General features: G+C 73.3%; 20 protein-coding genes. 14 read left to right on the top strand and 6 right to left on the bottom strand.

The window, feature by feature from the left end; translation table 11 throughout:
• Positions 1 to 279: 279 nt before the first annotated feature.
• Both ACFV2S_RS23225 and ACFV2S_RS23220 read right to left on the bottom strand, forming a co-directional pair.
• Entirely contained in the window at positions 280 to 510 is a 231-nt protein-coding gene (locus ACFV2S_RS23225) for a hypothetical protein (RefSeq protein ID WP_385562226.1), read from the bottom strand.
• Between the two features lie 211 nt (positions 511 to 721).
• Positions 722 to 3,790, bottom strand: a complete 3,069-nt coding sequence (locus ACFV2S_RS23220; RefSeq protein WP_385562223.1) for a BTAD domain-containing putative transcriptional regulator — start codon at positions 3,788 to 3,790, stop codon at positions 722 to 724.
• Between the two features lie 156 nt (positions 3,791 to 3,946).
• On the opposite strand from ACFV2S_RS23220, the gene ACFV2S_RS23215 reads away from it, so the two are divergent.
• The 8 genes from ACFV2S_RS23215 (at position 3,947) to ACFV2S_RS23180 (ending at position 15,178) form a co-directional block, all read left to right on the top strand.
• Positions 3,947 to 5,164, top strand: a complete 1,218-nt coding sequence (locus tag ACFV2S_RS23215; protein ID WP_385562220.1) for an amidohydrolase family protein — start codon at positions 3,947 to 3,949, stop codon at positions 5,162 to 5,164.
• Positions 5,165 to 5,379: 215 nt separating this feature from the next.
• Positions 5,380 to 6,633, top strand: coding sequence for a hypothetical protein (locus tag ACFV2S_RS23210; protein WP_385562217.1), 1,254 nt, complete (start codon positions 5,380 to 5,382; stop codon positions 6,631 to 6,633).
• 166 nt (positions 6,634 to 6,799) lie between these two features.
• Complete coding sequence (locus ACFV2S_RS23205; RefSeq protein ID WP_385562214.1) at positions 6,800 to 7,717, top strand: LLM class F420-dependent oxidoreductase; 918 nt, start codon at positions 6,800 to 6,802, stop codon at positions 7,715 to 7,717.
• A gap of 19 nt (positions 7,718 to 7,736) precedes the next feature.
• Positions 7,737 to 8,498, top strand: a complete 762-nt coding sequence (locus ACFV2S_RS23200) for an SDR family NAD(P)-dependent oxidoreductase (protein ID WP_385562211.1) — start codon at positions 7,737 to 7,739, stop codon at positions 8,496 to 8,498.
• Positions 8,499 to 8,597: 99 nt separating this feature from the next.
• Complete coding sequence (locus tag ACFV2S_RS23195) at positions 8,598 to 9,722, top strand: LLM class flavin-dependent oxidoreductase (RefSeq protein ID WP_382863886.1); 1,125 nt, start codon at positions 8,598 to 8,600, stop codon at positions 9,720 to 9,722.
• Between the two features lie 455 nt (positions 9,723 to 10,177).
• The gene (locus ACFV2S_RS23190) at positions 10,178 to 11,908 is read left to right on the top strand and encodes an amidohydrolase family protein (RefSeq protein ID WP_385562207.1); all 1,731 of its coding nucleotides are present in this window, start codon (positions 10,178 to 10,180) and stop codon (positions 11,906 to 11,908) included.
• Complete coding sequence (locus tag ACFV2S_RS23185) at positions 11,905 to 13,374, top strand: aldehyde dehydrogenase family protein (RefSeq protein WP_385562204.1); 1,470 nt, start codon at positions 11,905 to 11,907, stop codon at positions 13,372 to 13,374. The genes ACFV2S_RS23190 and ACFV2S_RS23185 overlap by 4 nt, the downstream gene beginning before the upstream one ends.
• 238 nt (positions 13,375 to 13,612) lie before the next feature.
• Complete coding sequence (locus ACFV2S_RS23180) at positions 13,613 to 15,178, top strand: APC family permease (protein WP_385562201.1); 1,566 nt, start codon at positions 13,613 to 13,615, stop codon at positions 15,176 to 15,178.
• A gap of 76 nt (positions 15,179 to 15,254) precedes the next feature.
• On the opposite strand, the gene ACFV2S_RS23175 is transcribed toward ACFV2S_RS23180, so the two are convergent.
• Positions 15,255 to 15,473, bottom strand: coding sequence for a hypothetical protein (locus tag ACFV2S_RS23175; RefSeq protein WP_385562198.1), 219 nt, complete (start codon positions 15,471 to 15,473; stop codon positions 15,255 to 15,257).
• Between the two features lie 92 nt (positions 15,474 to 15,565).
• Between ACFV2S_RS23175 and ACFV2S_RS23170 the strand changes: the two genes are divergently transcribed.
• Positions 15,566 to 16,039: a GNAT family N-acetyltransferase gene (locus ACFV2S_RS23170; protein ID WP_385562195.1), complete on the top strand. Its 474-nt coding sequence runs from the start codon at positions 15,566 to 15,568 to the stop codon at positions 16,037 to 16,039.
• Here ACFV2S_RS23170 and ACFV2S_RS23165 read toward each other — a convergent pair.
• The 3 genes from ACFV2S_RS23165 to ACFV2S_RS23155 all read right to left on the bottom strand — a co-directional run bounded on the left by ACFV2S_RS23165 (position 16,005) and on the right by ACFV2S_RS23155 (position 17,758).
• Positions 16,005 to 16,472 carry a carboxymuconolactone decarboxylase family protein gene (locus tag ACFV2S_RS23165; RefSeq protein WP_385562192.1) on the bottom strand — a complete coding sequence of 156 codons (468 nt, stop codon included), beginning with the start codon at positions 16,470 to 16,472 and terminating at the stop codon, positions 16,005 to 16,007. The two genes, ACFV2S_RS23170 and ACFV2S_RS23165, sit on opposite strands and share 35 nt — an antisense overlap.
• A 97-nt stretch (positions 16,473 to 16,569) precedes the next feature.
• On the bottom strand, positions 16,570 to 17,316 hold the full coding sequence (locus ACFV2S_RS23160) for a GNAT family N-acetyltransferase (RefSeq protein WP_385562190.1): 747 nt from the start codon (positions 17,314 to 17,316) through the stop codon (positions 16,570 to 16,572).
• Between the two features lie 4 nt (positions 17,317 to 17,320).
• Entirely contained in the window at positions 17,321 to 17,758 is a 438-nt protein-coding gene (locus tag ACFV2S_RS23155) for a nuclear transport factor 2 family protein (protein WP_385562187.1), read from the bottom strand.
• 99 nt (positions 17,759 to 17,857) lie between these two features.
• Between ACFV2S_RS23155 and ACFV2S_RS23150 the strand changes: the two genes are divergently transcribed.
• From ACFV2S_RS23150 to ACFV2S_RS23130, 5 genes are all read left to right on the top strand, one after another.
• Complete coding sequence (locus ACFV2S_RS23150) at positions 17,858 to 18,688, top strand: LLM class F420-dependent oxidoreductase (protein WP_385562184.1); 831 nt, start codon at positions 17,858 to 17,860, stop codon at positions 18,686 to 18,688.
• Between the two features lie 55 nt (positions 18,689 to 18,743).
• Positions 18,744 to 19,205, top strand: a complete 462-nt coding sequence (locus ACFV2S_RS23145) for a prevent-host-death family protein (protein WP_385562181.1) — start codon at positions 18,744 to 18,746, stop codon at positions 19,203 to 19,205.
• On the top strand, positions 19,202 to 19,555 hold the full coding sequence (locus ACFV2S_RS23140; RefSeq protein WP_385562178.1) for a hypothetical protein: 354 nt from the start codon (positions 19,202 to 19,204) through the stop codon (positions 19,553 to 19,555). The genes ACFV2S_RS23145 and ACFV2S_RS23140 overlap by 4 nt, the downstream gene beginning before the upstream one ends.
• Positions 19,556 to 19,613: 58 nt before the next feature.
• A complete protein-coding gene (locus tag ACFV2S_RS23135) occupies positions 19,614 to 22,199 on the top strand; it encodes a bifunctional FO biosynthesis protein CofGH (RefSeq protein WP_385562175.1) in 2,586 nt (861 codons plus the stop codon).
• Positions 22,200 to 22,656: 457 nt separating this feature from the next.
• On the top strand, positions 22,657 to 23,452 hold a 796-nt coding region (locus ACFV2S_RS23130), incomplete at its 3' end, for an ADP-ribosylglycohydrolase family protein (RefSeq protein ID WP_385562172.1).

Below are 23,452 nucleotides of genomic sequence, written 5' to 3'. Positions count from 1 at the left end.
GCCCGGACCCGTGAACCGCTGGCCGATCCCGGGCGCCCGCCCCGCCCGGGCGGGCCGCGCCGTCCGGGGGCGCCCCGCGGCGGTGGGGGGCCGCCATCGCGCGCGCCCCCTCCAGTCGCGGTGGTCCGATCGCGTTGCGCACGGGCCCTGCCCGGACGGATCCCCCCTGGTTCCGTCGGGCGTCCCCCGAGTCCGTGTGCTCCCCCGTCGACCGGACCTTCCCGGTCGGCCGGGCGGCTCCCCCGAAGTCGCCGCCTGGCCGTTCCCCGTCGGGATGGTCTACTTGGCCGGCTCCGTGGTGGCGTGCATGTTGTCCGTGGTGGCCGTGCCGCCGCTGCCGTCGATGGGCTCCGTGGTGGCGTGCATGTTGCCGTTGATGCCGAGCTTCTCGGCCACGGCGTCGGCGAGCGGAGCGTCCGTCGCGTGCATGTTCTTGCTGACGATGTCCTCGCCGGTGGCGTGCATGTTCGTCGGCTTGGCGATGGGGGTGGTCGGGTCCAGGTCGGCCATGTTGATCAACTCCCGTGATGACTTCGGATGGGGCGAGTGGGCCCTGCCAGCCGTTCCCCCGTGGACAGCCGGAGGGCCCACTCGGAGCCGTTCACCCTAGTGCGACGGTGTGACGGCCAATCCATCGACCCGTCTGCCCCCCGACGCGGCGGATCGATGAGTGAAGACTGCCGCACGGCCATAAACGAACGATGAACGGGCAGCTCAGTGGTCAGGCCGCGGCCGTCTCCAGCAGCAGGGCGCGCACCTGGGCCTCCTCCGGCGAGCCCAGCTCCACGAAGATGTCGAGGGCTTCCCGCCAGCAGACCTGTGCCCGCCCGTGCTGCCCTATGCCGGACAGCGCGCGTCCCAGCACGACGAGGACCTGCCCGCGCCGCCACTCGCCGCCCACTCCCCTGAGGACGACCAGTGCCGTCTCGGAGTGGGACGCGGCCTGGGCGAAGCGGCGGGCGGCGATGTCCACTTCGGCGATCCGGAAGAGCGACATGCCCTCCCAGAGGCGCTGTCGGCTGTCCTGGAACACCTCGAAGGCCTCGGTGAGCCGGGCGGCGGCCTCGACCAGCTGCCCGCTCTGCGTCAGCGCGAGTCCCAGCGCGTAGCGGCCGTTGGCGCCCTTCAGGGCGTGTCCCATGGCGTCGTACATGGCGGTTCCCCGCTGGGCCAGTTCGACCGCGATGTCCGTCTGCCCCATGGCCAGGTGGATCCGGGAGAGGTTGCACAGGGCGCTGGCCTCACCGGCCGCGTCGTCGCAGGCGCGGAACGACGCCGTGGCCTGGGTGAGGAAGCGTTCCCCGTCGGCGTTGCGTCCCTGGTAGAGCGCCATGATGCCCAGGGCGTTGGCCGCCCAGCACAGCGGAAGGTCGTCGCCCGTCGCGGCGGCGAGGTCCATCGACTCGTGCGCGTGGCCGTCGGCCTGGTCGAACCGTCCCGCCACGTGCTGGACGTACGCCAGGGTCAGCGCCGCGCGCCCCTCCGCGCGGACGTCCGCCGCCTTGTTCGCCGCCTCCCGCAGGACCGTCGCCACCGCCTCGTACTCGCGGGAGTTCGCACCCGATTCCGCCAGGTCCAGGGACGCCCACAGCAGGTCCACGCCGCGGCGGAGGGCGGACGGGGACGAGGCCGACTGGCGGACCGTGGCCAGGAGGCAGTGAGCCTCCGTGTACAGCCAGTCCTGGGCCTCGTGGCGGTCGGTGAAGGTGAGGCCCTCGTACGAGGTGGGTTCCAGGTGGTCGACCAGGCGGTCGCCGGGGCGTTCGATGGCGTACACCCGGGCCGCCGTCGACAGGTAGAAGTCCAGGAGGCGCGACAGGGCCGCCTCCTTCCCCGACGGGGGCTGCTCGTCGCGGTCCGCGCACGCACGCGCGTAGAGGCGGACCAGGTCGTGGTACCGGTAGCGGCCGGGCGCCGCGGACTCCAGGAGCGACGTGTCGACCAGGGCCTCCAGCAGGTCCTCCGAGTCCCACAGGGGCAGGTCCAGGACCGCCGCCGCTGCCGCCAGCGAGATGTCCGGGCCGTCCGCCAGGCCCAGGAGGCGGAAGGCGCGGGCCTGGGCCGGTTCCAGCTGGCCGTAGCCGAGCTCGAAGGTGGCCTTGACCGCGAGGTCGCCCGCCTGGAGCTCGTCGAGCCGGCGGCGCTCGTCCGCGAGCTTCGCCGCCAGGACCGAGACCGTCCAGGTGCGCCGGGCCGCCAGACGGGAGGCCGCGATGCGGATCGCCAGCGGCAGGAAGCCGCAGGCCGCCACCACGTCCAGGGCCGCCTCGCGCTCCGACTGGACCCGCTCCTCGCCCACGATCCTCGTGAACAGCTGGAGCGCCTCCTCGGGGGACATGACGTCCAGGTCCACCAGGTGCGCGCCCGCCAGGTCGACCATGCGGATGCGGCTCGTCACCAGCGCCGCGCAGCCCGCGGTGCCGGGCAGGAGGGGGCGGATCTGCGCCGCGTCACGGGCGTTGTCCAGGAGGACCAGGACCCGGCGGCCGTCCAGCGTCGAGCGGTACAGCGCGGCCCGGTCGTCGAGCGAGTCCGGGATGGCCGAGTCCGCGGTGCCGAGGGCCCGGAGGAACGAGCCGAGGACCGTCTCCGGTGCCGCGGCGCCGCTGCCCGCGCCCTGGAGGTCCACGTACAGCTGGCCGTCCGGGAAGTGCGGCCGGGCCTCGTGCGCGACGTGCACGGCGAGCGTGGTCTTGCCGACGCCGCCGATGCCCGCGAGCGCCGAGACCGCCATGACGTGGCCCTCGGCGGTGGCGAGCCGCGCGCCGAGTTCCCGTACGAAGGCGGCGCGGCCCGTGAAGTCCGGCACGGTCGCCGGGAGCTGGGCGGGGCGTGCGACGGGCGCGGCCGTGGGGGCCGGCTCCTCGACCGGGCGGGCGAGTTCGGCGTCGGCCTGGAGGATGCGCTGCTGGAGGCGGGAGAGTTCCGGCGTCGGGTCGACGCCCAGCTCGTCCGCGAGGAGCCGGCGCGTGTCCGCGTACACCGCGAGCGCCTCCGCCTGCCGTCCGCTGCGGTAGAGCGCCAGCATGAGCAGTTCGCGCAGGCGCTCCCGCAGGGGGTGCGCGGCGGTGAGCGCGGTCAGCTCGGAGACGGCCTCCGCGTGCGCGCCGACCTCCAGGTCGATGTCCAGGCGGGTCTCCAGGAGGGTGAGGCGCCATTCCTCCAGGCGGGTCCGCTGCGTCTCGGCGTACGGGCCGGGTACGGACGCCAGCACCTCGCCGTCCCACAGGTCCAGCGCCTCGGCGAGCCGCTCGCGGGCGGCCGCGCGGTCCCCGGCGGCGCGGAGCCGGTCCGCCTCGGCGGCCAGTTCCTGGGCGGCGGTCACGTCCAGCGCGGTCGTCCGGAGCGCGTAGCCGCCGGACTCGCTGACCAGGACCTTCGGGTCGAGGGCCTTGCGGAGCCGGGAGGCGTAGGTGCGGACCGCGGCGAGTGCCTGGGAGGGGGGTTCCTCGCCCCAGAGCGCGTCGATCAGTTCGTGCGCGGTGGCGGTGCGGCCGCCGCGCAGGAGCAGCGCGGCGAGCAGGGCGCGCTGCTGCGGCGAGCCGGTGGGGACGGGTTCGCCGTCGCGCCAGGCGCGGACGGGGCCGAGCACGCCGAAGCGCAGTCCGCCGCCGGAGGGCGGTCCGGCCGAGGCCGTCGCCGTGGTGCCGGTGGTGTCCGCCGGGCGCTCGCCGGCACCGTCGGCGGCCGTCGTCCGGCCGTTCCGCTGTGCGGGCACAGCGGGTTCGGCCTTGGCGTCGTTCCCGCCCGGGAACCGCGCCGGAACTCGCGGCCCGTTCTCACGGTCCATCGCTCCCCCTGCCCCTGCCGCTGGTTTCGCCCTGGACAGTCTGCCTTGTCCGGAGGGAGTCCGTCAGCATCGGGTCAGCCGTTGCGAGGCCGTAACACGGGGCGTTCTGGGTCGCGATTGCTGACGGGCCGTCAGATCGGCGCTACCGTGAAAGTCATGGAGACCTTCCCGAAGATCATCTCGGTGGACGACCACACCGTGGAGCCCCCGCACGTCTGGCGGGACCGGCTCCCGTCCCGGTACCACGACACCGGCCCCCGGATCGTCCGCGCCCCGCTCAGGGAAATGACCTTCCTCGGCGGCAGGTTCGCCCCGGTCATGGGCGCCAAGGGGGACGAGGGCCCGATCGGCGACTGGTGGGTGTACGAGGACCTCCACCGGCCCCTCACCCGGCTCGACACCGCCGTCGGCTACGACCGGGACGAGATACGCCTCGAAGTCATCACCTACGAGCAGATGCGGCCCGGCTCCCACTCCGTCCCGGACCGGCTCGCCGACATGGACGTCAACCACGTCCAGTCCGCGCTCTGCTTCCCCACCTTCCCGCGCTTCTGCGGCCAGACCTTCACCGAGGCGGCCGACCGCGAGCTCGGGCTGCTCTGCGTCCGCGCGTACAACGACTGGACGGTCGAGGAGTGGTGCGGGCCCGAGGCGCAGGGGCGGCTGATCCCGCTCACCCTCATCCCGCTCTGGGACCCGGAGCTCGCCGCCGCCGAGGTCCGCCGCAACGCCGCGCGCGGGGTCCGGGCCGTCGCCTTCTCGGAGATCCCGCCGCACCTCGGGCTCCCGTCGGTCCACACGGACCACTGGGACCCCTTCTTCCGGGCCTGCGACGAGACCGGCACGGTCATCGCCATGCACATCGGCTCGTCCAGCCGGATGCCGTCCACCTCGGCCGACGCCCCGCCGGCCGTCGGCTCCACCATCACCTTCGCGAACTGCTGCTTCTCGATGGTCGACTGGCTGATGAGCGGAAAGTTCGAGCGCTTCCCGAACCTGAAAATCATGTACGCCGAGGGGCAGATCGGGTGGATCCCGTACATCCTGGAGCGCGCGAACGTGGTCTGGGAGGAGAACCGGGCCTGGGGCGGCGTCGCCGACAAGGTCACCCGCCCGCCGTCCGAGCTCTTCGCCGAGCACGTCTTCGGCTGCTTCTTCGACGACGCGTTCGGGCTGCGCAACCTCGACGCGATCGGGGCGGGGAACGTCCTGTACGAGACGGACTACCCGCACTCGGACTCGACCTGGCCCAAGTCCAAGGAGGTCGGCGAGGCCCAGATGGGCCACCTGCCCGCGGACGTCGTCGAGCGGATCGTGCGGGGCAACGCGATCGACCTCCTGGGGCTGACCCCGGAGGGGCTCTGGAGGCCGTAGGGGCCGGTCGAACGGTGCGCGGCCGGACCCTCCGCGGGGGCCGGCCGCGCACCGGGCCGGGCCGCTCGTCGCCGCAATGGCCCAATGGGGCCGCGCTCTGATGGCGGAGCGTCATGGACTGGGCGCAAATAGTACTCAAGTGTGCGTTTCTTGCACATCACGAGACAGCCAGTGGGCGGCCCCCGGTGGGGACGTCCACGAACGGAGCCTGTGACATGACCCCCGACCTCCCGCACCGCCATCCTGCGGACGACGACATAGAACCCCTGGAACCGACCGACGAGACCCCGAGAACCGCAGAAGCCGCCGAACCCGCAGAATCCGCAGAGCTCCGCCCGGGTCTGTCCCGTGTGCCGGTCGTCTCCTCGTCCCCTGTGCTCGATGCGCGCCCCTTCCCCGACCGGCCGGCAGCGGCCGCCGCCGTGTCGACGTCTCCGGTCGCGACCCTGCTCCCGACGGACCCGGAGCCGTCGGCCGGCCCGCAGGCGGTGGCCGAGGCGCAGGTGACGGTCGAGGCGGAGTCCCCGGCCGGCGCGCGGTCGCGGACCGCTCCGGAGTTCCCGCCCGACGCCGAGTCCCCGGAGGAGTCCGGTGACGAAGCGGTCCGCACGCTGCTGCGGACGGCGGCCACCGAGCGGCCCGTGGAGGAGGTCGCCACGCTCGTGGCCCGCCTCCAGGAGTCCGGCGAACTCTCCAGCCCCGCGGACGTGGCGCTCCGCGCGGCGGCCGTCACGCGCCCGCTGGACGAAGTGCGCCAGCTGCTGGCCCTGCTGAACGCGTCCGGGTACGACCTCCACCAGGCCGAGACCACGCTGCGCGCCGCGGCGGTGGGGCGGCCGGTCGAGGACGTGGTCCGGCTCGTCGGCATCCTCGGCGCCGACAGCAGCGACTGGCAGTCCGCCGCGGGCGGGGACGACGGCGGGGACGGGGGCGACGGCGCGGCGCGGAAGCCCGGGCCCGCGGGCGCCACGTCGGCCGCCGCCTCCCCGGAACGGTTCCGAAGCGCGCCGAAGGGCCGCAGGTCCCCCCTGGACGGCGCCCTTGCCGCGGGGCCGGGCAGCCACACCGCCTCGCGCGCGCTGCGGTCGGTGCTGCGCTGGCCGGCGGCCCTCGCGCTGTTCGCCTCCGGCCTCATCCACCTGCCGACGGACCTCGAAGGCCTGCGCTCCGGCGGCGACGCGCAGGCGCTGTCCGTGGTCGTCACCGTGCTCTGCCTGGCGTGCGCGGTGTGGCTCGCGGCCCGGGACACCCTGATCGCCTGGGCCGCCGCCGCCGGTGTCGCCGTCTTCGTCATCGCGCTCCACGGGGTCGCGGGCGCCCGCACCGTCGACCTGATGGCCGGCAGCCTCGGCACCACCTTCGCCTGGGCGAAGGCGCTGGCGCTGCTGAGCGCCGTGGGCATCGTCTGCCTGGCCGGTACGGCCGTGGTGCGCCACGCGCGGGCGGCCGGCGCGGCGGACGGCACCTGACCACCCGCCCCCTCCGCAGGACCGAGGCCCCCGCCCGGGCAGCTCCCCGCTGCCCGGGCGGGGGCGCGTCGCGCACCGGGAGCCCCCGACCCCTTGCCTGATGGATCGTCAGGTACGAGCATGGGCCTGCTCGCCGAAGTGACGGTCCGTCAGATAAGGGGTTCCCATGGTGGTCTACGGCATGCAGCTGCCCGTCCAGTCGCAGAGCACCCTCTACGCCGAGGCCTGGGAGGCGGCCGCGGGTCCGGCGGACCTGCTCGCCGTGGCCCGCGCGGCCGAGGCCCACGGCTTCGACTACCTCGCGAGCTGCGACCACGTCGCCATCCCGCGCCGGCTCGCCGGACCGATGAGCACCGTCTGGTACGACCCGGTCGCCACGCTCTCCTTCCTCGCCGCCGCCACCGAGCGGGTCCGGCTCCTCTCGCACGTCGCCGTCGTCGGCCTGCGCCACCCGCTCGTCACGGCCAAGGCGTACGCGACGCTCGACCACCTCTCCGGCGGCCGGCTGGTCCTCGGGGTCGGTGCCGGACACGTCCAGGAGGAGTTCGAGGCGCTCGGGGTGGACTTCGCCCGCCGGGGCGCCGTGCTCGACGAGACGGTCGACGCGCTGCGGGCGGCCCTCGGGCCCGAGGAGTACCCCGAGCACCTGGGGGAGCGGTTCGCCTTCAAGGACCTCGGGCAGCTGCCCCGGCCCGCGCAGCAGCGGGTCCCGCTCTGGGTGGGCGGTTCCTCGCCGGCGGCCGTGCGCCGGGCCGCGCTCAAGGGCGACGGCTGGCTGCCGCAGGGGGACCCGCGCCCCCGGCTCGCCGAACAGATCGGGAAGCTGCTCCGGATCCGCGCGGAGGCCGGGATCGCCGAACCGCTCACGGTCGGCGCGATCACCGAGGCGCTGTACGTCGGCGCGCCCGGCTGGGACGTCGGCCGGCGCACCCTGAGCGGCCGCCCCGAGGAGCTCGCCGCCTCCCTGCGGGCGTACGGGGAGATGGGCGTGCACCAGATCCAGGTCCGGTTCCGGTCCCGGAGCCGTACCGAACTCAGCGACCAGATGGCGGCCTTCGGCACGGAGGTCGCCCCCCACCTGTAGATCTCCAGGGAGTGCGGACATGGGAAAGCTCGAAGGGCGGGTCGTCCTCGTCACCGGTGCGGCGCGCGGGCAGGGCGAGCAGGAGGCGCGGCTGTTCGCCGCCGAGGGGGCCAGGGTGGTCCTCGGGGACGTGCTGGACGAGGCCGGGGAGGCGCTGGCCAAGGAGCTGGGGGAGGACCGGGCGGCGTACGTCCACCTGGACGTGACGAGCGAGGACGACTGGACGGCGGCCGCGGCGGCGGCCGAGGGGCGGTTCGGGAAGATCGACGGGCTCGTCAACAACGCGGGCATCCTCCGCTTCAACGAGCTGGTCTCGACGCCGCTGGAGGAGTTCCTGGCGATCGTGTCGGTGAACCAGACCGGCTGCTTCCTGGGCATCCGCACGGTCGCGCCGAAGATCGCGGCGGCCGGCGGCGGGACGATCGTCAACACCGCCTCGTACACGGGGATCACCGGCATGGCCGGGGTCGGGGCCTACGCGGCGACGAAGCACGCGGTCCTCGGGCTCACCAAGGTCGCGGCCCTGGAGCTGGCGGGGAAGGGCATCCGGGTGAACGCGGTCTGCCCGGGCGCCATCGACACCCCCATGAGCAATCCGGAGGGCGTCGACCCGGCGGCCACGGCCGAGCTGTACCGCAAGCTCGTGCCGCTCGGGCGGATCGGGCGGCCGGAGGAGGTGGCGGCGCTCGCGCTCTTCCTGACCGGGGAGGACTCGGCGTACATCACGGGCCAGCCGTTCGTGATCGACGGCGGATGGCTGGCGGGCGTCAGCCTTTTCTGACGCAGTGTCAGGTATTGACGCACCTGTGCGGTGGTGCGAGAGTCGGGCACATCAAGAAATCTGACGGATCGTCAGATAAGACGAGGACGGTGAACCCCCTTGGAATTCGGGATCTTCGTACAGGGATACGTCGGCAAGCGCGCCGAGACCGATCCCGAAGCCGAGCACAAGGCCCTCATGGAGGAGACCGAGTACGTCATCCAGGCGGACCGGTCCGGCTTCAAGTACGCCTGGGCCTCCGAGCACCACTTCCTGGAGGAGTACTCGCACCTCTCCGCCAACGACGTCTACCTGGGCTACCTCGCCCACGCCACCGAGCGGATCCACCTCGGCTCCGGCATCTTCAACCCCCTCGCCCCCGTCAACCACCCGGTGAAGGTCGCGGAGAAGGTCGCCATGCTCGACCACCTCTCCGGCGGACGCTTCGAGTTCGGCTCCGGGCGCGGGGCGGGCTCCCACGAGATCCTCGGGTTCATGCCGGGCATCACCGACATGAACCACACGAAGGAGATCTGGGAGGAGACCATCGCCGAGTTCCCCAAGATGTGGCTCCAGGACGAGTACGTCGGCTTCCAGGGCAAGCACTGGTCGCTGCCGCCCCGCAAGATCCTCCCCAAGCCGTACGGGAAGTCCCACCCGGCCATGTGGTACGCCGCCGGCTCCCCCTCCTCGTACGCCATGGCCGGGAAGATGGGCCTCGGCGTCCTCGGCTTCAGCGTCCAGAAGGTCTCCGACATGGAGTGGGTCGTCGAGTCCTACAAGAACGCGATCAAGGAGGCCAAGGCGGTCGGCGACTTCGTCAACGACAACGTCATGGTGACCTCGACCGCGATCTGCGCCGAGACGCACGAGAAGGCCGTCGAGATCGCGGTCGGCGGCGGACTGAACTACCTCCAGTCCCTCCTCTTCCGCTACCACGACACGTTCCCGCGGCCCGAGGGCATCCCCGAGTGGCCCGAGCTCCTCCCCGAGTACTCGGCCGAGATCATCGAACTCCTCATCCAGGAGGAGCTGATGATCTGCGGCGACCCGTCGGAGGTCCTCGCCCAGTGCAAGCGGTGGGAGCAGGCCGGGGCGGACCAGCTGTCCTTCGGGCTTCCGATCGGGATCTCGTACGAGGACACGATGAACTCGATCAAGCTGATCGGGGAGCACGTGATTCCCCGCATCGACACGGACCCGGTCCACCGCACGACCCGCATGCGCCAGTCGTCGGGCTCGTAGCGCCCGCGCGCCTCGCCCGCGCCCGTGTGCCTTCGCCCGCTGCCCGTGTGCGTTCGCCCGCTGCCGTGTGGCGGCTCGGGCCGCTGCCCGTGTGGGCAATCGTCCCGCTGGGCGGGACGGGTGGGCACACGGGACGGCGCCTTCTCGCGGCGCCTCCGCGTTCCGCGCCTGGACCCGCACCACGAGTACGCCGCACCAGGTGGTGCGGGTCAGGGCGCGGGAGCCTAGGCCCGGCAAGGGGCGCCGTTCCGTTGTGCCCACCCGTTCCGCCCCGGCGGAACGATTGCCCACAACGGGGCGGGGCGAAGGCCCGCAACGGGCGGCCCGCCGGCCCGTAACCGAAGCGCGGGGTGGTGTCTTCCCGGATCGCCGCCCCGTACCGGCCCCGGCCGGAGGCCGTTCCGCGGCGGCCCCGGTCCGGGGCACACCCGTGCGCAAGGACAGAGAGGACCGTCATGCTCGACCACCTGATCACGGGCGCCACCGTCGTGGACGGCACCGGCGCCCCCGCCCGCGTCGCCGACGTCGGCATACGCGACGGGCGGATCGTCTTCCCCGTCCCCGGCACGGCGACGGCCCGGACCACCGAGGACGCCACCGGCCTCGTCCTCGCCCCCGGCTTCGTCGACCCGCACACCCACTACGACGCCCAGCTGTTCTGGGACCCGTACGCCACCCCGTCCATGAACCACGGCGTCACCACCGTCGCCGGCGGCAACTGCGGCTTCACCCTCGCGCCGCTCCACCCGGACCGCCCCGAGGACGCCGACTACACGCGCCGCATGATGTCGAAGGTCGAGGGCATGGCCCTCAAGGCCCTGGAGGACGGCGTCGACTGGGGCTGGTCCTCCTTCGCCGAGTACCTGGACGCCCTCGACGGCCGGATCGCCGTCAACGCCGGCTTCATGGTCGGCCACTGCGCCCTGCGCCGGTACGTGATGGGCGCGGACGCGGTCGGCGGACAGCCCACCCCCGAGCAGCTGCGGCAGATGGTCGACCTCCTCAAGGAGGCCATGGAGGCCGGGGCCTGGGGGCTCTCGACCACCCAGTCCGCCACCCACTCCGACGGCGACGGCGCGCCCGTCGCCTCCCGGCACGCCACGCCCGCCGAGCTCATCGCCCTGTCCAGGGCGGTCGGCGAGCACGAGGGGACGCAGATCGAGGCGATCCTCGCCGGCTGCCTGGACCAGTTCTCGGACGACGAGATCGAGCTGTTCGTCGAGATGACCGCCGCCGCGGGGCGGCCCCTCAACTGGAACGTCCTCACCATCGACGCCGCCGTCCCCGAGCGCGTCCCGCGCCAGCTGACCGCCTCCGAGCGGGCCCGCAAGTCGGGCGGCCGGATCGTCGCCCTCACGATGCCGATCCTCACCCCCATGAACATGTCCCTCGGCACGTTCTGCGCCCTCAACCTGATCCCGGGGTGGGGCGAGATCCTCGCGCTCCCCGTGCCCGAGCGGATCGCGAAGCTCCGCGACCCCGAGGTGCGGGCCGGGATGCTGCGGCGCGCGGACTCCAAGGAGGCCGGCGTCTTCCGGCGCCTCGCCCACTTCGGCCGGTACGTCATCGGGGACACGTACAGCCGCGAGAACGAGGGACTCACCGGCCGGGTCGTCGGCGACATCGCGGCCGAGCGCGGCCAGGACCCCTTCCAGGCCCTCGTCGAGATCTGCGCCAACGACGACCTGCGGACCGTCCTGTGGCCGATGCCCAGCGACAACGACCCGGCCTCCTGGGCGCTGCGCCGGGAGACCTGGGACCACGAGGACGTGCTGCTGGGCGGCTCGGACGCGGGCGCGCACCTGGACCGGATGTGCGGGGCGCCGTACACGACCCGTTTCCTCGGGGACTGTCTGCGCGGCCGGAGGCTGGTCCCGCTGGAGCGGGCCGTGAAGATGCTGAGCGACGACCCGGCCCGGCTCTTCGGGCTCCGGGAGCGCGGCAGGATCGCGGACGGCTTCCACGCCGACCTGGTCCTCTTCGACCCGGAGCGGATCGACGCGGGCCCGGCGACCCTCGTGCACGACCTGCCGGGGGACAGCCCGCGCCTGGACTCGCGGGCGGTCGGGATCGTGTCGGTGCGGGTCAACGGCGTGGAGACGGTGCGGGACGACGAGGTGACCGGCGCGATCCCGGGCAGGGTGCTGCGCTCGGGCCGTGACACGAGGACGGTGAGCACGCAGTGACCACGCGGAACCCGAGGACCGAGAAGCTCTTCATCGGCGGGGAGTGGACCGAGCCCGACGGCGGCCACTACGAGGTGATCGACCCGGCCTCGGAGGAGGTCGTCGGCCTCGCGCCCGAGGCCTCGCGGGCGCAGGTGTACGAGGCGGCGGCCGCCGCCCGGGAGGCCTTCGCCGCCTGGTCCCGTACGCGCCCGGAGGAACGGGCGGCGGTCCTCGACCGGGCCGCCTACCTGATGGCCCGGGACGCCGAGGAGAACACGCTCCTCGCCCGGGCGGAGACGGGCGCCACCACCGGCACCGCGCGCGGGATGCAGGTCGCGGTCGGTTCCTCCCGCTTCCGACGGTACGCGCGCGGGGCCATGGAGCCGGTGGAGCAGGCGCTGCCCCCGCAGATCAACGAGGCCGGTCCGATGGGGCGGGCCGGGGTGTTCGGCGCGGTGGCGGTGCGGCGCCCGGTCGGCGTCGTCACCTGCATCACCTCGTACAACAACCCCTGGGCCAACCCGGCGGGGAAGATCGCCCCGGCGCTCGCGATGGGCAACACGGTCGTGGTGAAGCCGGCCCCGCAGGATCCCCTCTCCGTGTACGCGATGACCCGCGCCCTGGAGGAGGCCGGGGTCCCGGCGGGGGTGGTGAACGTCGTCACCGGCTCGGCGCGGGCGGTCGGCGAGGCGGCCGTCGACTCCCCGGACGTCGACATGGTCTCCTTCACCGGCTCCACGGCCGTCGGGCAGGCGATCGGCGAGGTCTGCGGCCGCTCGCTCAAGCGGCAGCTGATGGAGCTGGGCGGGAAGGGGGCGGCGCTGGTCTTCGACGACGCCGACCTGGACTCGGCGGTGATGGGGATCGGGACGACCTTCGCCTTCTACAGCGGGCAGATCTGCACCGCCCCGACCCGGGTGCTCGCCCAGCGCGGGCTCTACGAGCGGCTGATCGAGAAGCTGACCGGCTACCTCGCCTTCATGAAGGTGGGGGACCCGGCGGAGAAGGGGACGGTCGTCGGCCCGGTGATCTCGGCGGCCCACCGGGACCGGGTGGAGGCGTACGTCGAGCTGGGGAGGAAGGAGGGGGCGCGGGTCGTCGCGGGCGGCGAGCGCCCGGACTTCGCCCGGGGCTTCTACGTGGCGCCGACGCTGCTCGCCGACTGCACCAACGAGATGCGGGTGGTGCGGGAGGAGATCTTCGGCCCGGTCGTGGTGGTCGTCCCCTTCGACGACGAGGAGGAGGGGATCGCGCTCGCCAACGACAGCGACTACGGCCTGATCGACTACGTGTGGTCCGGTGACGTGGCCCGGGCCTTCCGGGTCGCGGCCCGGCTGAGGGCCGGCGGGGTGGGCGTGAACACGATCGGCCGGAACATGGAGGCGCCGTTCGGCGGCTTCAAGAAGAGCGGTGTCGGGCGGGACGTCGGCTCGTACGCGCTGCACGCGTACAGCGAGCTGCAGGCGGTCGTCTGGCCGGGGTGAGAACCGTCTCGAAAATTCCTCGGGAAAATTTAGAAACGGACATTTAGGGCACACCTGCGGTTCCCGCATATCGGACACTCGCCACCGGACCTACCGGTTGGTCGGCTCGCCCGGTTCGTCGATCTTTCAATCATTGGCGAGTGTCCGGTTCTGCCCTCGCAATGCAAGGCGATGATCGATCAAGTGAGCGGACTCTGATCCTCCGGATGTGGAAACCGCAGCATTTAACGTCCTGTTCATGACTCAGGTGGACGTGCGGCCGCAGGCCGGAGACACGGTAAGGGGCGTCGACGCTCAGGGCGGCACCTCCGGCGTGCGCACCAAGGGCCTCGGAGGCAACTCCGTCGGCCTCCTCGGCAGCGCCGTCATCGGCATCTCGACCGTCGCCCCCGTCTACTGCCTGACCTCCACGCTCGGCTCCACCGCCGGCGAGGTCGGACTGCAGATGCCCGCGATCTTCCTCGCGGGCTTCCTCCCGATGCTCCTCGTCGCCTTCGCGTACCGGGAGCTCAACAAGGTCATGCCCGACTGCGGCACCTCGTTCACCTGGACCGTGAAGGCCTTCGGGCCCAAGATCGGCTGGATGTGCGGCTGGGGCCTCGTCATCGCGACGATCATCGTGCTGTCCAACCTGGCCGGCGTCGCGACCTCCTACTTCTGGCTCCTCGCGGGCGAGATCAGCGGCAGCGACTCCATCGCCGCCCTGGACGACAACAAGGCCGTCCACATCCTCACCTGCCTGACGCTCATCGCCGTCGCCACCGCGATCAGCTACCGCGGCATGACCGCCACCAAGGGCATCCAGTACACGCTCGTCGGCCTCCAGCTCGTCGTCCTCGGCATCTTCGTGGCGATGGCCATCTCCAAGGCCGGCTCCTTCGAGACCTCGGTCGACTTCTCCTGGTCCTGGATGAACCCCTTCGCGGTGCAGTCCTTCGCCGCCTTCACGGCCGGGCTCTCGCTCTCGATCTTCATGTACTGGGGCTGGGACGCCTGCATGGCGACCAACGAGGAGACCACCGGCAGCGCCAAGACGCCCGGTCGCGCCGCCCTGATCGCGATGGTCGTCCTGGTCGGCTCGTACCTGGCCACCGGCGTCGCCGCCCAGATGGCCGTCGGCTCCGGCGACCAGGGCCTCGGCCTCGCCAACCCGGAGACCTCCGACAACGTCTTCGCCGCCCTCGCCGGCCCCGTCATGGGCCCCACGCTCGGCATCCTGCTCTTCGTCGCGGTCCTCGCCTCGGCGGCCGCGAGCCTCCAGACCACGTTCATCCCGGTCGCCCGCACGGTGCTCGCGATGTCCACGTACGAGGCGCTGCCGAAGTCCTTCACCAAGGTCCACCCGGTCTTCAAGACCCCCGGCAAGGCCACCGTCGTGGCCGGCGTCGCCACCGGCGTCTTCTACACCGTGATGACCCTGGTCAGCGAGCACGTCCTGGTCGACACCATCTACGCGCTCGGCCTGATGATCTGCTTCTACTACGCGCTGACGGCCTTCGCCTGCGTCTGGTACTTCCGCGGCGAGCTCTTCCGCTCCGTGCGCTCCTTCGCCTTCAAGGGCCTCCTGCCGGCCCTCGGCGGCCTCATGCTGACCGCCGTCTTCGGCAAGACGCTCTACGACATGTGGGACCCGGCCTACGGCTCCGGCTCCGCGGTCTTCGGCGTCGGCTCGGTCTTCGTGATCGGCGTCGGGCTGCTGCTCCTCGGCGTGGTGATCATGCTGGTGATGCAGCGGAGGAGCCCCGCGTTCTTCCGCGGCGAGATCCTCACGAAGGAGACCCCGTCCCTGGTGGTCGCCGACTGACGCCCTCCTGAGGCGTCCGAGAAACGCGGAGGCGGCGGGCCCGTGGGGGGTCCCGTCGCCTCCGTTGCGTGCGGTGTCAGCGGTGTCCGGGGAGCAGGCCCTCCACCGCCGCGTTCGCGGGCGGCAGACCGGTCGTGCCGGCCGGCTTGGCCTTGGGGGTCAGGACGCCGCTGAGCGGGACGACCGAGGGCAGGTTCATGCCGCCGGTGTCGGCGGCGGCGGTCCCGGCCGCCGCGCCGGCGGCACCGGCGGCGGCGAAGACGGTCAGGGCGGCTGCGGTGAGGATCCTCTTCATGCCCGCTCCAACGCGGACGGCACGGGTCCGGTTACGACCGCCGGGTCGGGGTGGGCAGCCTGCGGACCCGGAGGTCTCCTTAGGATGCGCGCATGTACGGTGAAACGAACTGGGCGCTGCGCCCGGGCCGCGCGGAGGACGTCGAGCCGATGGCCGAGCTGCGGGCCGAGGTCATGCGCCCGGACCTGGAGCGCCTCGGCCGCTTCGACCCGCACAAGGTGCGCCAGCGGCTGCGGGACGGCTTCTCGCCGGCGCACACCTCGGTGATCGAACTGGACGGCGCGCTCGCCGGATGCGTGACGGTGCGCCCGTACGAGAACGGCGAGGGGCTCTACCTCGAACACTTCTACCTGGACCCCGGGACCCGGGGCCGTGGCCTCGGGACGGCGGTCCTGCGCGAGCTGCTCGACCGGGCCGACGCGGCCGGGCTGCCCGTCCGGCTCGTGGTCCTCCAGGGCAGCGCGGCCCGGCGGCTCTACGAGCGGGAGGGGTTCACGTTCGAGTCCGAGGACCCGGTCGACGTCACGCTGGTCAGAACCCCGCGCCCGCGGGCTGCCGGACGGTGACGTTGAGCCGGTTGAACAGGTTGGTGACGGCGACCATCAGCACGATCGCGGCGAGCTGCTTCTCGTCGAAGTGGTCGGCGGCGGCGTCCCACACCTCGTCCGGCACCGCGTCCGAGACGTCGGCGAGCCGGGTCGCCGCCTCGGCGAGGGCGAGCGCCGCCCGCTCCTCGTCGGTGAAGTACGGCGTCTCCCGCCAGGCCGCGACGGCGAACAGCTTCTCGTCGGCGACCCCGTTCCTCCTGGCGCTCCTGACGCCGTAGTCGACACAGAAGCCGCAGCTGTTGATCTGGCTGGCCCGCAGGTGCACGAGCTCCAGTACGGACTCGTCGACTCCGCCCTGACGGGTGGCCTCGACGAGGCTCTGGATCGCCGGTCCCGCGCCGGCCAGGACGTGGGCGGGGTTGGTCATCCGGGCGGTGGGCGTGTGCGCCATGGTGGTCGCTCCTCGGTGTCGGTCGTTCGCTGCCTTCACCGCACTGACGGACCGCGCGCCGGGGATGTGACACGGCGGGAGAACTCTTCTTCCTTTCTCAGGCCTCCGCCTCCGCGATGAGGGCGGTCGCGACCGTCCGGAAGCCCAGCCGACCGTAGAGCCGGGCCACGTCCGCGTCCGAGGCCGTCAGGAACACGAGCTCCGCCCCGCGGGCGCGGGCGTCCGCGACCAGGGCGGCGGTGACCGCGAGCCCGAGGCCCCGGCGCCGCGCCGCCGGGACGGTCCCGACGCCGACGACCTCGGAGACGGCCCCGACGGGCTGGTGCTGGCCCGCCGCGAGGGCGCCGCCGCCGGCGTCCAGGGCCGCCGCGAGCCGGGTCAGACCGGCGGCGAGGCGCGCGGACACCTGGGCGGCGGTGCCGGGCTGCGGCTCCGCCCCGAAGGCGGCGTACGGGGCGGCGACGGCGCTCTCCAGGGCGGGATCGCCCGCGCCCACCATCCGTACGGTGACGCCCCCGGGCTCCGGTACGGCGAGCGGCTCGCCCTCCAGGACCATCAGCGGGTGCTCGTGCACGGTCAGGCCGGTCGCCTCCACGGCGGCCCGCAGCCCCGGTGTCGTCTCCGCGACCCACTCGAAGGCCTCGGGCACCCCCAGCTCCCGCTGCCGGGCCCGCACGGCCTCCACGGCCGCCACGGGGACCTCGCCCCCGTGGCCGAGCGCGGGACGGGCGTAGTACGGCCAGCCCACCCCCTCCTGCACGAAGAGGGTCAGCGGCCCGAACGCCTCGGCGCGGGCGGCGGAACGGGGGACGGCGTCGTAGTACGTCTCGATGCGATGCAGCACCGGGTCATCCAAGCAGGCCCGGTGCGGGAAGGACGGGGGGATTTCCCTGCTTCCAGGCGATGCGCAGGTCGGCCCGGGACAGCCGCCAGCCGTCGGGGGTGCGGACGAGGTCGTTCTCCGTCCGTCCGCCGGAGACGAACAGGGCGCCGTCGCCCGCGAGGACGTGCGTGGAGAGCTGGTTCCCGAGCAGGGTGGCGCGGTCGCCGTCGACGTCGATGACGTAGTTCGAGCCGAAGTGGACGGTCCGGTCGAAGAGCGCCATCGCCCCGCCGACGTTCGCGGCGATGGCGTCCCGGCCGCGCACGTCCCCGGCGGGGGTGGACGTCGTCGCGTCCTCGGTGAAGAACGCGGCCGCCCAGGCCTCGTCGAAGGGGCCGCGGTCGTCGAGGGAGCGGAGGTAGAGGTCGAAGAGGCGGGTGATGGCGATGATGTCCGTGGTCATGCGAGAAGCCTCGTACCTCAAGCAAGCTTCAGGTCAAGGGGTGGCGAGAAGCCCGGCGTACCTCTCGGAAATCCGCACCGCACGCCCTACCGTGCCGCTATGCGGATCTCGACCACGATCTTCCTGACCGACGAGACCATCAGCCCGGTGCGGCTCGCGCGCGAACTGGAGCAGCGCGGCTTCGCGGGCCTCTACCTCCCCGAGCACACCCACGTCCCCGTCTCCCGCGAGACGCCCTACCCGGCGGGCGGGGAACTGCCCCGGGAGTACGCCCGGACGCTCGACCCGCTCGTGGCCCTCGGCCAGGCCGCGGCGGTCACCGAGCGCCTGGGCCTCGGCACCGGCATCACCCTCATCACCCAGCACGACCCGATCGTCCTCGCCAAGCAGATCGCCACGCTCGACCACCTCTCCGGCGGCCGGTTCACCCTGGGCCTCGGCTTCGGCTGGAACCGGGAGGAGGCCGCGGACCACGGCGTCGACTGGTCCACCCGCCGGGAGCTCGGCCGCGACCGCCTCGACCTGATGCGTGCCCTGTGGGCCCCCGAACCGAGGGCGTACGAGGGGGAGTACGGCGAGTCCGTCCGCGCGTCCGAGGTCTGGCCCAAGCCGGCCGGCGGCGCCCCGCGCGTCCTCCTGGGCGGCGCGGCCGGCCCGAGGCTCTTCGCGCAGATCGCCGCGCAGACCGACGGCTGGATGCCGATCGGCGGCCGCGGCCTGACGGAGTCCCTGCCGGTCCTCCGCGAGGCCTGGGAGAAGGCCGGCCGCGCCCCGGACACCCTCCAGCTGGTCCCGTACGCGGTCCTCCCCAGCCCCGGCAAGCTCGCCCACTACGAGGAACTGGGCTGCGAGGAGGTCGTCCTCCAGCTGCCCCCGGGCGACGAGAGGGAGGTCCTGGAGGTGCTCGACGGGTACGGGCGGTACCTGTGAGGCCGTCCGGCCCCTGTGATTGACTTCGGAATACGTTCCGAAGTATGGTCGGGCCATGCTGACCGAGAGTGTGTCCTTCTCCGAGCTCTCCAAGAACTCGAAGCGGGTCGCCGAACGGCTCGACAGGGCTTACCGCCTGCTCGTCACCCGCCGCGACGGGCAGGACCTCTACCTCACGACCGCCGGCTACGACCAGGAGCGCGAGGAGACCGCCGACGTCACGGCCCGCCTCCTCGCCGCCCTCCTCACCGCCGACGGCGGGGCACGCGTCATAGGGCGGGCCCTCCCCTCGGTCTTCCCCTGGGCGCGACACCTCTCCGCCGAGGAGCGCCGGGAGTTCGCCGGGGACCTGGTGGACGCGATGAACGACGCCGCGCAGCTGGACGTCCACGCCACCCTCCACCGGACGATCGTGGAGTGGCGGGCGACGGCCCGCGTCCTCGCCGACCCCGGACTCACGGCCCGGCTCACCCGGCCGCTCCCCGACGAGGACCACGGAGAGGTGACGGCTCCGTGACCCCGAAGCGCGGCGACGACGTCGCCCCGCCCGCGGTCGGAGAGGAATGGCGCCTCCGCTTCGCGACGAACGAGGCGGCGAAGGGCTGGGGTGAGCTCGCCGCCGAAGCTCCGGGCAACACCCGGCGTTGCTTCGAGGCGCTGCGCCGTGATCCGCTCCGGCAGGACGACCCGGACCGGCAGCACCGGCTGCGCGGCCGCCTCGCCACCGGGACGCTCGGCGGCCACGCCTACCCGCAGTGGGAGTACGAGGTGACGGCCGGAGGCCGCGTCCGGTACCTCGTGGACGAGCCGCGCCGCACCGTGCACCTCGTCTACGCCGCGCCCCGCCATCCCAAGGACACCGACTGACGGTCCTTCCTGCGGGGACCCGAACCGCCCGTGCGCGGGGCGCTCGTATGCTCGGTTCATGACGGATCACCAGGCAGGACGACCCACCGAGAACGCCATGCGCCGCGCCCTCAAGCGGGCCAGGGACGGGGTCGCGCTCGACGTCGCCGAGGCCGCCGTGCTGCTCCGTGCGCGGGGGACCGATCTGGACGACCTCGTCGCCTCCGCGGGGCGCGTCCGGGACGCCGGCCTCGCCGCGGCGGGGCGGCCCGGGGTCGTCACGTACTCGAAGAGCGTGTTCATACCGCTCACCCGGCTCTGCCGGGACAAGTGCCACTACTGCACCTTCGTCACCGTCCCCGGCAAGCTGCGCCGGGACGGGCACGGGATGTTCATGTCGCCGGACGAGGTCCTCGACATCGCCCGGCGCGGCGCCGAGCTGGGCTGCAAGGAGGCCCTGATCACCCTCGGCGACAAGCCCGAGGACCGCTGGCCCGAGGCCCGCGAGTGGCTCGACGCGCACGGCTACGACGACACCATCGCGTACGTGCGGGCCATGGCCGTCCGCATCCTGGAGGAGACCGGCCTCCTGCCCCACCTCAACCCCGGCGTGCTCTCCTGGACCGACTTCCAGCGCCTCAAGCCCGTCGCCCCCTCCATGGGCATGATGCTGGAGACCACCGCGACCCGGCTCTGGTCCGAGCCCGGCGGCCCCCACCACGGCTCCCCCGACAAGGAACCGGCCGTCCGGCTCCGGGTCCTGGAGGACGCCGGGCGCTCCTCCGTCCCCTTCACCTCGGGGCTGCTGCTCGGCATCGGGGAGACTCTGGAGGAGCGCGCCGAGTCCCTCTTCGCGCTGCGCCGGATCGCCCGCGCCTACCACTCCATCCAGGAACTGATCATCCAGAACTTCCGCGCCAAGCCCGACACGGCCATGCGCGGGATGCCGGACGCCGAACTCGACGACCTCGTCGCCACCGTCGCCGTCGCCCGGATCATCATGGGCCCCTCGGCCTGCCTCCAGGCCCCGCCGAACCTCGTCGACTCCGCGTACGAGCGGCTGATCGCCGCCGGCATCGACGACTGGGGCGGCGTCTCCCCGCTCACCATCGACCACGTCAACCCCGAGCGTCCCTGGCCGCAGATCGAGGAACTGGCCGCCCGCTCCGCCGCCGCCGGCTTCGAGCTGCGCGAACGGCTCTGCGTCTACCCCGAGTTCGTCACCCGCGGCGAACCCTGGCTCGACCCCCGCCTCCTCCCGCACGTCCGCGCCCTCGCCGACCCCGAGACCGGCCTCGCGAACCCCGGGGCCCCCGTCCGCGGCCTGCCCTGGCAGGAGCCCGACGAGGCCTTCACCGCCACCGGCCGCACCGACCTGCACACCGCCATCGACACCGAGGGCCGCACCGGCGACCGGCGCCAGGACTTCGACGAGGTGTACGGCGACTGGGAGGCCCTGCGGGAGGCCGCCGCGCCCGGGATGGTGCCGGAGCGCGTCGACGCCGACGTCCGCGAGGCGCTCGCCGTCGCCGCCGACGACCCGACGCGGCTCACCGACGCCCAGGCGCTCGCCCTGCTGCACGCCGACGGGCCGGCCCTCGACGCCCTGACCCGGATCGCGGACGACGTCCGCGCCTCCGTGGTCGGCGACGACGTCACGTACATCGTCACCCGCAACATCAACTTCACCAACGTCTGCTACACCGGCTGCCGTTTCTGCGCCTTCGCCCAGCGTCGCACCGACGCCGACGCCTACACCCTCTCCCTGGACCAGGTCGCGGACCGCGCCGAGCAGGCCTGGGACGTCGGCGCCGTCGAGGTCTGCATGCAGGGCGGCATCCACCCCGACCTGCCCGGAACCGCCTACTTCGACATCGCGCGCGCGGTGAAGCAGCGGGTCCCGGGGATGCACGTCCACGCCTTCTCCCCGATGGAGGTCGTCAACGGCGCCACCCGCACCGGCCTCTCGATCCGCGAGTGGCTGACGGCCGCGAAGGAGGCGGGCCTCGACTCGATCCCCGGCACCGCCGCCGAGATCCTCGACGACGAGGTCCGCTGGGTGCTGACGAAGGGCAAGCTGCCGACCGCGACGTGGATCGAGGTGATCAGGACGGCGCACGACCTGGGCATCCGCTCCTCGTCCACCATGATGTACGGGCACGTGGACCAGCCCCGGCACTGGCTCGGCCACTTCCGGACCCTGTCCCGCATCCAGCAGGAGACCGGGGGCTTCACGGAGTTCGTGACCCTCCCCTTCATCCACACCAACGCGCCCGTCTACCTCGCGGGCATCGCCCGCCCCGGCCCGACCGTCCGCGACAACCGCGCCGTCATCGCCATGGCCCGGCTCCTCCTCCACCCGCACATCCCGAACATCCAGACCAGCTGGGTGAAGCTCGGCACCGAGGGCGCGGCGGAGATGCTCCGCTCCGGCGCGAACGACCTCGGCGGGACGCTCATGGAGGAGACGATCTCCCGCATGGCGGGCTCCAGTTACGGCTCGTACCGCTCGATCCGCGACCTGGAGGCGATCGCGGAGGCGGCGGGACGGCCGGCGAAGCCGCGGACGACGCTGTACGGGGAGGTGCCGGCGGAACGCCAGGCGACGGCCCGAGCCTCGGACGGCCACCTCCCGACCCTCCTCCCGCTCCTGCCCCAGGAGTAGCCCCCACCCGCTGCCCGTGTGAGCCCGCGCCCGTGTGGGCTTTCGCCCCCGCCCGTGTGGGCAATCGTCCCGCAGGGCGAGACGGGTGGGCACACGGGACGGCGCCTTCAGCGGCGCCTCCGCGTTCCGGGCCTGGGCCCGCACCACCGGGGCGCCGTCACCGGCGGTGCGGGTTCAGGCGCGGAAGCCTAGGCCCGGCATGGGGCGCCGTTCCGTTGTGCCCACCCTCCCCCAAGCTCTCGGCTTCGCTCGAGCAGGGGGGACCCCCATCGCCCCAGCGGAACGATTGCCCACAACGCGGGTGGGCACCGCCCCGCGGAACGATTGCCCACAACGGGGGGTGGGGTGGTCAAACGTGGCCACGAGCACGTCCCGATACATAACGTTCCGCACCCCGAACCGCCACACCCGGTCGATTAAAGTGCTGCGCAGACCGCCAACGGGGGGAGTGCACGTCGTGGCCACGACAGCCGCAGCCGTGTGGGGCCGCGCCGAGCAGCAGGACTTCCGTGCCCGGGTACGGGGCTGTCTCCTCGGCGGGGCCCTCGGTGACGCCCTGGGCGCCGGCGGCGAAGGGCTCACGCTCGCGGAGCTGCGCGAGGCCCACGGACCTGACGGACTCACCGACCCCGTGCCCGCGTTCGGCCGCCGGGGCGCCGTCACGGCCGCGACCCAGATGTCCCTGTTCACGGTCGACGGCCTCATCCGGGCCCAGGTCCGCCGCGACACCGGCGCCTGGCACCCGCCCACCGACGTCCACCGCGCGCACCTGCGCTGGGCCGCCACCCAGCGCGACTGGGGCCCGGACGAGCGCCGCAAGGACAACGGCTGGCTCGCCCGCGAGGAGTGGCTCTACGCCCGCCGTTCCCCGGCCCGCGCCTGCCTCACCGGCCTCGGCGACGACGTCCTCGGCACGCTCGACAGGCCGAAGAACCCCGACGCCGCCGACGCCGGGGCGCTCGTCCGCTCGGCCCCCTTCGGACTGCTCGTCGGCTGGGAGCCGCAGCTCGTCTGCCAGCTGGCCGTGGAGTGCGCCGCGCAGACCCACGGCGCCCCGGCCGCCGGACTCGCCGCGGGCGCCTTCGCGGTCACCGTCCACGGTCTCGCGCGCGGGGGTCCGGTCGAGGCGGCGGTGACCCGCGCCCTGGAGCAGCTCGCGGGGCGCCCCGGGCACGAGCCGGTGACCGGGGCTCTGGGGGGCGCCCCCCCCAGCGCGAGGGGGGTGGGGCCGGCGCCCCGGCCCGGGGGGGGGC

The sequence above is a fragment of the Streptomyces sp. NPDC059695 genome, assembly GCF_042733785.1.
GTDB lineage: Bacteria > Actinomycetota > Actinomycetes > Streptomycetales > Streptomycetaceae > Streptomyces.
The sequence above is the reverse complement of the archived record's forward strand: the minus strand, read 5'-3'. Positions and strand labels throughout refer to the sequence as shown.

Bases quoted from the DNA above. Each gene is read 5' to 3' on its own strand.
- ACFV2S_RS23225 (WP_385562226.1), bottom strand. From the start codon at position 510: ATGGCCGACCTGGACCCGACCACCCCCATCGCCAAGCCGACGAACATG.
- ACFV2S_RS23220 (WP_385562223.1), bottom strand. From the start codon at position 3,790: ATGGACCGTGAGAACGGGCCGCGAGTTCCGGCGCGGTTCCCGGGCGGG.
- ACFV2S_RS23215 (WP_385562220.1), top strand. From the start codon at position 3,947: ATGGAGACCTTCCCGAAGATCATCTCGGTGGACGACCACACCGTGGAG.
- ACFV2S_RS23210 (WP_385562217.1), top strand. From the start codon at position 5,380: ATGACCCCCGACCTCCCGCACCGCCATCCTGCGGACGACGACATAGAA.
- ACFV2S_RS23205 (WP_385562214.1), top strand. From the start codon at position 6,800: ATGGTGGTCTACGGCATGCAGCTGCCCGTCCAGTCGCAGAGCACCCTC.
- ACFV2S_RS23200 (WP_385562211.1), top strand. From the start codon at position 7,737: ATGGGAAAGCTCGAAGGGCGGGTCGTCCTCGTCACCGGTGCGGCGCGC.
- ACFV2S_RS23190 (WP_385562207.1), top strand. From the start codon at position 10,178: ATGCTCGACCACCTGATCACGGGCGCCACCGTCGTGGACGGCACCGGC.
- ACFV2S_RS23180 (WP_385562201.1), top strand. From the start codon at position 13,613: ATGACTCAGGTGGACGTGCGGCCGCAGGCCGGAGACACGGTAAGGGGC.
- ACFV2S_RS23175 (WP_385562198.1), bottom strand. From the start codon at position 15,473: ATGAAGAGGATCCTCACCGCAGCCGCCCTGACCGTCTTCGCCGCCGCC.
- ACFV2S_RS23170 (WP_385562195.1), top strand. From the start codon at position 15,566: ATGTACGGTGAAACGAACTGGGCGCTGCGCCCGGGCCGCGCGGAGGAC.
- ACFV2S_RS23165 (WP_385562192.1), bottom strand. From the start codon at position 16,472: ATGGCGCACACGCCCACCGCCCGGATGACCAACCCCGCCCACGTCCTG.
- ACFV2S_RS23155 (WP_385562187.1), bottom strand. From the start codon at position 17,758: ATGACCACGGACATCATCGCCATCACCCGCCTCTTCGACCTCTACCTC.
- ACFV2S_RS23150 (WP_385562184.1), top strand. From the start codon at position 17,858: ATGCGGATCTCGACCACGATCTTCCTGACCGACGAGACCATCAGCCCG.
- ACFV2S_RS23145 (WP_385562181.1), top strand. From the start codon at position 18,744: ATGCTGACCGAGAGTGTGTCCTTCTCCGAGCTCTCCAAGAACTCGAAG.
- ACFV2S_RS23135 (WP_385562175.1), top strand. From the start codon at position 19,614: ATGACGGATCACCAGGCAGGACGACCCACCGAGAACGCCATGCGCCGC.